The organism is Aeromonas sp. R3-1 (genome assembly GCF_040908345.1).
GTDB classification, from domain to species: Bacteria; Pseudomonadota; Gammaproteobacteria; order Enterobacterales; family Aeromonadaceae; genus Aeromonas; species Aeromonas veronii.
Window position 1 is genome coordinate 1 of record NZ_JBFODN010000162.1, and the last position, 10,671, is coordinate 10,671.

General features: G+C 45.1%; 9 protein-coding genes and 1 pseudogene. 8 read left to right on the top strand and 2 right to left on the bottom strand.

Annotated features, from left to right (window positions below; genetic code table 11):
* Positions 1 to 254: 254 nt before the first annotated feature.
* Positions 255 to 1,268, top strand: a complete 1,014-nt coding sequence (locus AB5Y85_RS09990; protein WP_257687110.1) for a LacI family DNA-binding transcriptional regulator — start codon at positions 255 to 257, stop codon at positions 1,266 to 1,268.
* Between the two features lie 176 nt (positions 1,269 to 1,444).
* Here AB5Y85_RS09990 and AB5Y85_RS09995 read toward each other — a convergent pair whose 3' ends face one another.
* Entirely contained in the window at positions 1,445 to 2,362 is a 918-nt protein-coding gene (locus AB5Y85_RS09995; RefSeq protein ID WP_257687109.1) for an IS5 family transposase, read from the bottom strand.
* Between the two features lie 295 nt (positions 2,363 to 2,657).
* On the opposite strand from AB5Y85_RS09995, the gene AB5Y85_RS10000 reads away from it, so the two are divergent.
* From AB5Y85_RS10000 to AB5Y85_RS10030, 7 genes are all read left to right on the top strand, one after another.
* Positions 2,658 to 2,978, top strand: coding sequence for a PTS sugar transporter subunit IIB (locus tag AB5Y85_RS10000; RefSeq protein WP_069529424.1), 321 nt, complete (start codon positions 2,658 to 2,660; stop codon positions 2,976 to 2,978).
* Between the two features lie 186 nt (positions 2,979 to 3,164).
* Positions 3,165 to 3,533, top strand: coding sequence for a PTS N,N'-diacetylchitobiose transporter subunit IIA (chbA, locus tag AB5Y85_RS10005; protein WP_224968541.1), 369 nt, complete (start codon positions 3,165 to 3,167; stop codon positions 3,531 to 3,533).
* Between the two features lie 14 nt (positions 3,534 to 3,547).
* The gene (locus AB5Y85_RS10010; RefSeq protein WP_224968539.1) at positions 3,548 to 4,957 is read left to right on the top strand and encodes a glycoside hydrolase family 1 protein; all 1,410 of its coding nucleotides are present in this window, start codon (positions 3,548 to 3,550) and stop codon (positions 4,955 to 4,957) included.
* On the top strand, positions 4,957 to 6,300 hold the full coding sequence (locus AB5Y85_RS10015) for a PTS sugar transporter subunit IIC (protein ID WP_069529428.1): 1,344 nt from the start codon (positions 4,957 to 4,959) through the stop codon (positions 6,298 to 6,300). The genes AB5Y85_RS10010 and AB5Y85_RS10015 overlap by 1 nt, the downstream gene beginning before the upstream one ends.
* Positions 6,301 to 6,500: 200 nt before the next feature.
* Positions 6,501 to 7,811 carry a carbohydrate porin gene (locus AB5Y85_RS10020; protein WP_224968537.1) on the top strand — a complete coding sequence of 437 codons (1,311 nt, stop codon included), beginning with the start codon at positions 6,501 to 6,503 and terminating at the stop codon, positions 7,809 to 7,811.
* Between the two features lie 279 nt (positions 7,812 to 8,090).
* Complete coding sequence (locus tag AB5Y85_RS10025; protein WP_257687108.1) at positions 8,091 to 9,437, top strand: 6-phospho-beta-glucosidase; 1,347 nt, start codon at positions 8,091 to 8,093, stop codon at positions 9,435 to 9,437.
* A 75-nt stretch (positions 9,438 to 9,512) separates the two neighbouring features.
* Positions 9,513 to 10,385, top strand: coding sequence for an ROK family protein (locus AB5Y85_RS10030; RefSeq protein ID WP_224968533.1), 873 nt, complete (start codon positions 9,513 to 9,515; stop codon positions 10,383 to 10,385).
* Positions 10,386 to 10,557: 172 nt separating this feature from the next.
* On the opposite strand, the pseudogene AB5Y85_RS10035 reads toward AB5Y85_RS10030, so the two are convergent.
* Positions 10,558 to 10,671, bottom strand: a pseudogene (locus tag AB5Y85_RS10035) (DUF932 domain-containing protein); the annotation flags it as partial.

A 10,671-nucleotide genomic window follows, 5' to 3' on the forward strand; every position in this document is an offset into this window, starting at 1 on the left:
GGGTGTGGCTTGTTTTGTTTAGCGACTAATCAGATCGCACAAACTGGACTGAGTTCCCTTCCTCCGGTGATCTACTATTCGGAACAGCTATTTAGCTGCTCGGCATGTTGAGCTGCGGGTCATAGTGCGTTTCCGTTCAAAAATCATCCAGTGTTGGGCTGGACGCTAAACAAAATATTATATATGCCAAAAAATTGATATGCTGACTCCATTGATAATTCATACTAATCGAATTGACAGGAACGTACACTCTGATGGCAACTATTAATGACATCTGCAGAATTACTGGATTTTCCAAGGCAACCGTATCACGCGCCATTAATGAAACAGGTCCGGTTAAAGAGTCAACCCGAAAAGTGATTCATGCTGCCATGCAACAACTCAACTTTCGTCCTAATTTGGTAGCACAGGCGTTAGCAAATAAGAGTGGCAATAGTATTGGTTTGGTTGTATCGGATTTTGACGGTGCTCACTTTGGGCATTTATTAAAGAATGCAGCCTTGGTTGCAGACCAAACCAATAAGCAGTTGATTGTGACCGATGGCCATAATGAACCAGAACGAGAAAAGCAGGCTATTTATTCACTGGTAGATCGTCGCTGCAGCGTGTTGATTGTGTATACCCGGCATATGACTGAAATTGATATGTTGTCCATTCAGCAAGAAATTGGGCTGCCAATCATCTTTATCGGACGCTCAATACCTGCCCATTGTGGTTATTCGATTTACTTTGATAATGAACACGCCACCAAACAAGCAGTGAGTCACCTGCTCTCCCTAGGCCACACTAGGATTGCCTATTTTGGTCCACCAGCGATCACGCCAACAGGCATTGCTCGTATGGACACATATCGGAAGATGTTATTGGAATGGGGTATTGAGTATCAAGAACACTGGTACCAATGCAGCAGCTTTAACATCGCGGAGGGTTATCGTGCGGCAAAGCAATATCTCACAAAAGGGGGTGGATGTAGTGCCCTCTTTGCCGCGAGTGACTCGATTGCATTCGGGGCGATGCAGGCATTTCGCGAGGCAGGGCTATTGCTACCTAACGACATGTCCATCGCCAGTATCGACGATGAAGAGATCTCGGCCTATCTATCGCCACCGTTGACCACTTATCGGTTCCCGCTCACTGAGATGGTTCATCATGCCATGGCGATAGCACTCAAGTTGATGGATGGGCAAGAAGTACCTTTCGAGTCTAAAGTGTTTCGGGGGGAATTAAAGATCAGGTCATCCGGGATGACTTGCATCACTTCATCGTGATTCGAATTATACCACACAAAGACCCCATTGGGTCCTTGTGTGTGCCTCCAATGTCTAAAAAAAAGCCTCACAAGAGTCCGCTCGATCCCTCGCTTATCTATGGCCGCAGTAGACCGGAGTGGCCTTGTTGATCAAATCCGAAGTCAAATAGCCGTTCCCCAACCCTTCGAGATCACTCAATTCACTGGCTGGCGAACAGGCATACCAAGCCCTGTCAGCTTGTTCATCACCTTCACGCCAGCCAGGAGCTCGCTCACCTGGGCGTTGTAGTTCCGCAGGCTCAGCTTCGGCCCGATGAGTTGCTTGAACCGGTACATGGCGGTCTCGGCTATCGAGCGCTGGTGATAGCCACAGTTTTGCTTCCATTGCTTCAACTCACCAGCCTTGAGCGCCGTTACCGCCTCGTTGCGGGGATGACCCTCCTCCCACAGCGCCGCGTTCTTTCTCGGCGGTATAGTGGCTTTCGCCCCCTTCTTTTTCAGTAGCGCATGACAGGCCTTGGTGTCATACGCACCATCGGCGCTGACCTGTTTTATCTTGCGTCGCAAGGGGTTGAGCAACGTCGGTAACACCTCGTTATCCGCCACCGTCTCCAGGCTGACTTCGGCGGCGATGACCGCATGGGTTGTGGCATCCACCGCCAGGTGGAGCTTGCGCCACACTCGTCGCTTCTCCTTGCCGTGTTTGCGAATTTTCCATTCGCCTTCGCCATAGACCTTGAGGCCGGTGGCATCAATGACCAGATGAGCCACCGGGCCTTGGCTGGGGAGGCGGTACTTGATGTCGACGGTCTTGGCCCGCTTGCTGATACAGCTGTAGTCCGGCGACTGCAAAGGCACCGCCATCAGTTGGAACAACGAGTTAATGAAGCCTTCCAGGGCTCGCAGCGGCAGCTTGAACAAGCCTTTTAGCATCAGGGCTGTCTCAATGGCGGTGTCACTGTAGTGGAAACCCCGCCCTCGGCGGCCATGGTGGCTCTGGCAATGCCACTGCTGAATGGCTTGTTCGTCCATCCAGATGGTCAACGAACCGCGTTGCACCAAGGCTTGGTTGTACTGCTGCCAGTTGCTGATCTTGTGCTTGGACTTGCCCATCTGATGCTCTCGGATACTGCTCTACAGGATCAGATCACCGAGATAACAGATAGTTCCCCGATTTGAGCAACAAGGCCGACCGGAGTCTTTCGGCGCTAAAGCCAATAATACTAGGCCCTCAGGCGAACTTTTGCCTAGCTTCTGAGACGCTCTACGAATGCAGTGAACTGTTATTTCTTGTGAGTTGCAGCACAAAAATGGAACCGGTTTCTGTAACCGGTTTCATTTTTCTTTATAGTCATCATCAAGGTGATTAAACACCACATTCTAACTTAAGTATGTTGAGGACTATGTAATGAATAAAAAAATCTATCTGTTTTGTGCCGCAGGCATGTCTACATCTTTACTAGTCAATAAAATGCGTGAGCAAGCCGCCAAACATTCTGTGCCGGTTGATATTGAAGCTTTTCCTGAATCTCAATCCAATGAAAAAGGTATCGAAGCTGACGTTATTCTACTGGGCCCTCAGGTCGGTTATATGTGTCAAGATATCTCAGCGCGTTTCCCTCATAAGCCAGTAGCGGTGATTGACACTGGTATGTATGGCCGTGTAGATGGTCTAAGCGTATTGAAAGTTGCTATAGCTGAAATTAAAAAAGCAGCCAAGCCAGCCTAACCTATAGTACTTAGGCTTCAACAAAGCCATACCAAATTATTTTATCAATGAACCTGCCAAATATAATTAGGTGGCGTTCATTGGTGCGCGCCACCGTTTTTATTAAGGTGACAAGGATAATTTCTATAAACTAACCTGGCAATTATTTAACAAATTTTATTTATATTTAAATAATCAGAGGCACCTATGAATTTCGACGATCTAAACCTAGACAATATAAAAGAAGACGGTTCAGAGGTTCAGCAAATGGATCTTGAAGAGCAGGTAATGGGCATCATTATCAATTCTGGTGAAGCTCGTAGCTGTTCTTACAAAGCCTTGGCATTTGCAAAGCAAGGGGATTTTGCTCAGGCCGATGCGAAAATGGAAGAGGCTCGTCACGCAGCGAATGCCGCCCATTTGGTGCAGACACAGTTGATTGAAGCTGATATGGGAGAGGGTAAGACCCCAATGACACTCATCATGGTCCATGCCCAAGATCACCTGATGACATCGATGTTGGCCCGTGAGTTGATCAAAGAGTTGATCGATCTTCACAAGAAAACTTCCAATTAAGCGGAGCATTATCAATGAAGTTTGCACATGACTTTCTTATGGGCGCAGCCAGCGCATCTTACCAAGTAGAAGGTGCCTGGAATGAAGATGGCAAAGGCATGACTAACTGGGATGAATTTACCAAGATCCCGGGGAAAACCTTCGAAGGCACCAATGGTGATATCGCGGTTGACCACTATCATCGCTATAAAGAAGATGTTGCCTTGATGGCTGAGATGGGTCTGGAGTCCTATCGCTTCTCCATTTCATGGGCTCGTATTTTCCCAAATGGTGATGGCGAGATTAATCCAAAAGGGATTGAATTTTACAACAACTTAATCGACGAGTGTCTGAAATATGGCATTGTGCCATTTATCACACTTTATCACTGGGATCTGCCACTGCCCCTAGAAAAAGAGGGGGGATGGTTGAGCCAGCGTACCGTCGATGCATTTGTTAACTATGCAAGAGTGTGCTTCGAAGCCTTTGGTGATCGTGTAAAACACTTCATCACCATCAATGAGACGATTGTATTTTGTTCTCTAGGTTATATGGCTGGCGCTCACCCACCAGGAATTAAGAATGATCCGAAGAAGTACTTCCAGGCTGTTCACAATGTTTTTTATGCTCATGCCAAGGTGGTACTGCTATATAAATCCATGAATCTATATGGTGAAATTGGTATCAGTAACGTATTTAGTCCAGCTTTTGGCGTTGATGATAGTGAAGATAGCCAAAAAGCGGCATATCATGCTAATGCGTATGCGACCCATCTCTACTTCGACCCGATTTTGAAGGGTGAGTATCCAGCTTATGTCATGGACGCACTGAAAGTCAGCGGCTTCCATCCAGAGCAGACAGCAGAAGAGTTAGAAACTATCAAGTTGGCTGCTAGTTTGAATGACTTTATGGGGCTCAATTATTATCAGCCGAGTCGGGTTGAATTGATCAAAGGTTCTCTAGAGCAGCGTGAAGCTACCCGTGAAAACTCAACTGGTGCACCGGGAAATCCAAGTTTCGATGGTTTCTTCCGCACCGTGAAGATGGATGATAAACGTTATACCAAATGGAATTGGGAGATTTCGCCAGAGGGCTTTGTAGCTGGTTTGAACATGCTCAAAGATCGTTATGGTCAAGTCAAGATTTACATTACTGAGAATGGTCTTGGTGATGAAGATCCGATTGTGGAAGATGAAATTTGTGATGTCCCACGCATCAAATATATCAGCGAGCATTTAACTGCGCTGAAACAAGCAATCAGTGATGGTGTGAACGTCAAAGGATACTTTGCTTGGTCTGTTATTGACCTGTTGAGCTGGCTCAATGGATATAAAAAACAGTATGGCTTTATTTATGTCGATCACAAAAATAACTATCAGCGAAAGAAAAAAATGTCTTTCCACTGGTTTAGTTCGGTGATTAAAAATCGTGGGGAAGATCTCTAATGAGTAATTTTAACCAAAAAATACAAGCCGTGATGCCCTATGTCATGGGGTTTGTTAACTCCAAGCCGGTCAAGGCAATCAAGGATGGCTTTCTTTACACCATGCCGTTGACCATTATTGGTTCGGTCTTCCTGCTGCTGGCATTTATTCCTGTCCCTGGGTATGGCGAATTGATGGCCAGTATCTTTGGTGACAATTGGCAGGGGCCATTGTGGCAAGTAGTAGGTGCCACCTTTGATATTCTGGCACTCATCGGTGTGTTCGGTATCGCTTATAGCTGGGTTCAAAATGAAGGCTATCAGGGGGTTAGTGCAGGCATTTTTGCAATCGTAACCATGCTGATCCTCAACGATAACTTCATTCTGGCTGCGGATGGTGCCACCTTGGGTGGGGTGATTCCTAAAGCCTATATGGGCGGTAAGGGAATGATCGTGGCCATCTTTGTCGGCATCACTGTAGGTTGGATTTATAGCTGGTGCATGAAGAAGAACCTGACCATCAAGATGCCGGATGGCGTGCCGCAGGGGGTTGCTAATGCGTTTACCGCCCTGATCCCGGGGGCCTTGATCATCCTGACAGCCTGCTTCACCTGGATTTTCTTTAAGTTCGCGTTCGACAAGACAGTGGTCGTGGTGTTGTACGATCTGCTGCAGATACCATTGCAAGGTTTGTCTGACTCTCTGGGGGGGGTCATCGTTGTTGCCCTGCTGATTTCTTTATTGTGGTGGTGTGGTGTGCATGGCTCCGCCATTGTAATGGGGATCATGGGGCCGATCGTGACGGCGAACGCGCTGCAAAACCAAGAATTGCTCATCAAAGGAGAGCAGTTGATTGCCGGGGAAAACGCCAAGATTGTTACTAACCAGTTCATCGATCAATATGTAACGTTTGGTGGTGCAGGCCTGACCCTTGGTTTGGTTGTATGTATGTTGATGTTTGCAAAGTCCACGCAATATAAAGATTTGGGTAAAATAGCGATCATGCCAGGGTTGTTCAATATTAACGAGCCGGTGATCTTTGCTTTCCCCATCGTATTTAACCCACTGATGTTGATCCCGTTCTTGTGCGCACCGATTATTTCTGTACTGATGGTTTATTTTTCCATCTCTGCAGGCCTGGTCGAGCCGTTCACTGCGATTACCGTTCCTTGGACCACTCCGATGATCATCAGTGGCTTCATTGTGGGTGGTTGGAAGGCCGCGTTGTTGCAAGTATCAGTATTCTTGATGACTATCTTTGTGTACTACCCATTTATGAAAGCGCAGGACAATATCGCCTGCAAAAATGAAGATGTGTCAAAAGAGACGTTTGAAGAAGATGATGCTTTGTCACTGCAACTGTGACGATATGATGGCAGGGTGTTGATGTTGAAAAACACCCTGCTATAAGCAGAAACAAATATTGAATTAAAAAACATCCCAACCAGTACAGATATTGATATTTTCATACAGTTCTATTCAGCTCATTTCATGGATTGAATGGCAATACTATACCTGTTTTTTTTCATTCACAGAAATACTAAGTAAATTAACATGGAGTTATAATGAAAAAATTTAGCTTACTATATACCGCCGCAGCTGTGGCTGCGGTAATGAGCTCCGCGTCTGTTTTTGCGAATAGCAACGATGATATTGAAGCGCTGAAACTTCGCCTTCAGGAGTTGGAAACCAAGGTCAACACAGAAACTAAATATAAAGATGACCAGCAGCCAGCAACATTGACCAGTGAGACAAAAGTGCCGGATGGACTTGTATTTTCTGGTTATGCCCGTTATGGCGCACATTATCAAAACTCTGATAAAGAGCGGGTGAGCAGCTTTGGTAGCTTGAGTGGTAATGCTACGGGTCGCTTGGGCAATGAAGGTAATGGTGGTGAGTTTCAGCTTGCCAAAGCCTTTAAAAACGACAGTGGTGCCATCTGGGATTTAGTCTTGATGCTGGATCATTGGTCTGAAGGTTCCTGGGCCGACGACGGTGGTGTCAACGTCAAGAAAATGTACGCCGGTGTGGCTAATGTTTTTGAGTCGCAACCAGACCTGTATCTGTGGGCTGGCCGAGATTTTCATCAGAGACCTCAGACCGATCTGAATGACTATTTCTGGATGACTCATGATAGCCAAGGTGCCGGTTTCAAAAATTTGACCTTAGGTGGGATCAAATTTGATTTTGCCGGTGTCGGACAAGTTAATGATGACATGGTAGAAGACAACGGTCGTTACGCGCTGACCAGTAAACTACATGGTATCAAGCTGGGTGACGTGGATCTTAGCCTTTATGCAAACTACGGCACTACATCCGAAAAATTGACTGAAGATGACAAAAAAGATCTAGCAAACTCTGCTTATCAGTTAGCAAGTGAAGCGGTATGGGCGGGCCAAAAGTTTGTTATTCGTTATTCACACAATGCGCTAAACAGTGTGTTCGATTTGGCTGACAATCAAGATGCCTTGCTGTTCAGCCTAGATGGTGCCATCCCCTTGACTGAGCGGGCAAAAATTCAATATTTGACCTCTTATCAAAAACTTGATTTAGACAAGAGTGACGAGAGCCGCAAAAACTACAGCTTTATCCTGCGCCCGACTTACCAATGGAACGATGTACATTCTACCTGGTTAGAGGGTGGTTATAGCATCGTTGATTATGATGATATCAATGCGACTAACACCTCTTGGAAAACTACTCTATCACAAAATATCGCTATCGGTGGGGAAACCTGGTCTCGCCCGATGTTACGCTTCTACGCCACCGTCGGGAATGCAGATAATGAATATACCGGTCGTGATGACAAAGGTGTGTTGACAACATCTGATGATGACACAATGACCTTTGGCGCCATGTTTGAAGCATGGTGGTAAAGTGATGCTCGTGTTTCATGACGGCCATAAGGCCGTCATGCTTTTCGCATTACAGGTGTGCTTACTCTTTGTACCCACATATAGTAGTCGAGGTGGCGTAAATAGTGACATACCTTTGATGCCATACTGCCGTTACAATAAATAATGTTTAGGTTCCATCAAAAACTTCATGATGAACTTATCAAAAGCATATTTGTTCTCAATTAGATGGAAAAATGTAAGCGGCATCTTTATTTAAAATATGCTGCAAGAGCAGCGTGAAGGATTAACGGTATTTTTATGAATAAAAAACTCAAAGTAGTCACCATTGGTGGTGGCAGTAGCTATACTCCTGAGCTGGTTGAGGGATTCATTAAAAGGTATGCAGAACTCCCTATTGGTGAGCTCTGGTTGGTCGATATTCCTGACGGTGAAAAAAAACAGAATATAATATTTGATCTGTGCCAACGAATGATTACCAAGTCAGGCTTGCCGATTACCCTTCATAAGACTCTCAATCGCCGTGAGGCCTTGACTGGTGCAGATTTTGTCACCACTCAGTTACGAGTCGGTCTGCTCAAAGCTCGAGAAAAAGATGAGCGCATTCCATTAAGCCATGGTTTGCTTGGTCAGGAAACAAACGGCGCGGGTGGTTTATTTAAGGGGCTACGAACCATTCCGATCATTTTTGATATAATCAAGGATGTTGAAGAAATTTGCCCAGACGCATGGATTATTAACTTCACTAATCCGGCTGGGATGGTAACTGAAGCTGTCGCCCGTCATACCAATTTCCAAAAATTCATTGGGGTATGCAATGTCCCCATTGGCATGAAAATGTTTGTGCAAAAATCGCTACAGTTAACAGATGCTGATGAATTATCTCTTGAGCTGTTCGGGTTGAATCACTTCGTTTTTATAAAAGATGCTTTTGTTAATGGTGAATCCCGTTTTAATGAGCTATTTGAATATGTAATCGATGGCGCACAAAAGGAATCCGCTTCAGTAAAAAACATATTTAGCATTCCCTTTGAGGCTGATTTTTTGCGCGGATTACGGTTATTACCTTGTCCCTATCATCGTTATTACTTTAAAGAAAAAGAAATGCTAAGTATTGAGATGGGCGAGTATTACAAAGGTGAAACCAGGGCACAGGTAGTGCAACGGGTAGAAAAAGACTTGTTCAAGCTGTATCAAGACCCTAATCTAAATTATAAGCCAAAAGAACTTGAAATGCGTGGTGGCGCATATTATTCAGATGCAGCCTGTGAAGTGATCAGCGCCATTTATAATGACAGTCACAGCGAACACTATGTGATTGTCCCCCATCATGGTCAGATCAAAAACATCCCAGCTGACTGGACAGTCGAGATGACCTGCCGGGTCGGTCGTGATGGTGCTAAACCTGATCCACGTTTTAGTCAGTTTGACGAAAAAGTACTAGGTTTAATCCATGGCATCAAAGCATTTGAAATTGCTGCAGCCAATGCAGCAGTGAGTGGTAGCCTCAATGATTTGCTGGTTGCCATGAATATCAATCCGCTGGTACATTCTGATGATGATGCAAGAAAGGTGGCAACCGAGTTGCTATTGGCACACAAAAAACATTTGCCACAATTTGCAGAGACTATTTCTGAACTGGAATAAGACTGCCAATCTCACTTAGCATTAGCTGGTTGCTGCGAGAACGGCAACCAGTTGTTATTTTTATAGGGGACGATCATGTCTAATTATATCTCTTTTGATATCGGCGGCACCGCCGTTAAATATGGTGTAATAGATGATGTTGGAGTTATTTATGAAAAGAGTTCATTCCCGACCCCTGATAATTTCCATGGGTTACTAGATGCAATGAAGATGGTCTTGTCGACCTATCAACACAAATATTCACCGGTTGCTATCGCGCTAAGTATTCCTGGAGCAGTTAATGAAGTTTCTGGTTTTATTGGCGGTATTACAGCACTGAGATATATCCATGGATTTAATATTAAGGCTAAGTTCTCAGAGGTCTTTGGTTTGCCCGTTGGAATGGCCAATGATGCTAACTGTGCCGTGCTATCGGAAGGTTGGATTGGTGCAGCGAAGGACGTTAAATCATATGCCTGTGTTGTGATTGGCACCGGCGTGGGTGGTGGCGTGGTGGTCAATGATCATTTAGTGAGTGGCGCGACTCAGCATGGTGGTGAGTTTGGCTACTGGATTATGGATCCATTTAGTCGGACCAACTGGAGTGATCTTGGCTCAACACGAATCTTATTGCGCAAAGCGGCATGGGCGCTGGGAGTTGATACTATTGATGGCGAGGCTTTTTTTGCCTTGGTAGCAAATGGGAATCCATTGATGATTTCTTTACTTGATGAATTTTGCTTTATCAATGCATTGGGCATTTATAACATCAAGCACGCAATAGATCCGGATCTCATCTTGGTCGGTGGTGGAATTAGCTGCCAACCTAAAGTTATTGAGGGCATTAATAATCAATTGAAAATATTATTGAGTCGTGGTGGGAACATGGAGTTTGAGGTTGTTGCATGCCATCATCGAAATGATGCTAATCTAATTGGCGCAGTATATAACATGCTACTTAAAGATTAATTTTTTATAACCGAAATTTGTAGGGTATATTTTTATTCACTATGGTTTAGTAGCTGAAAATTCAATTAGATTGAGGTTGCTTGGCATATGCAAAGGTAAATGTTCACGATAAGATAGGCGTTGTTGAATAAATATGAAAAGGAGAAGCCTTTCCTCAAGCTGCTATGCAGTTCAGTTCACCTGCTTTCTCCAGCTCAAAGCCACCGGCTTCCACTAGGTCTTGATAGAAGTGCAGCACCTCGTGAGGCTGTACCACGTTGTAGCGGCTTGAGACCACCGACAGAGG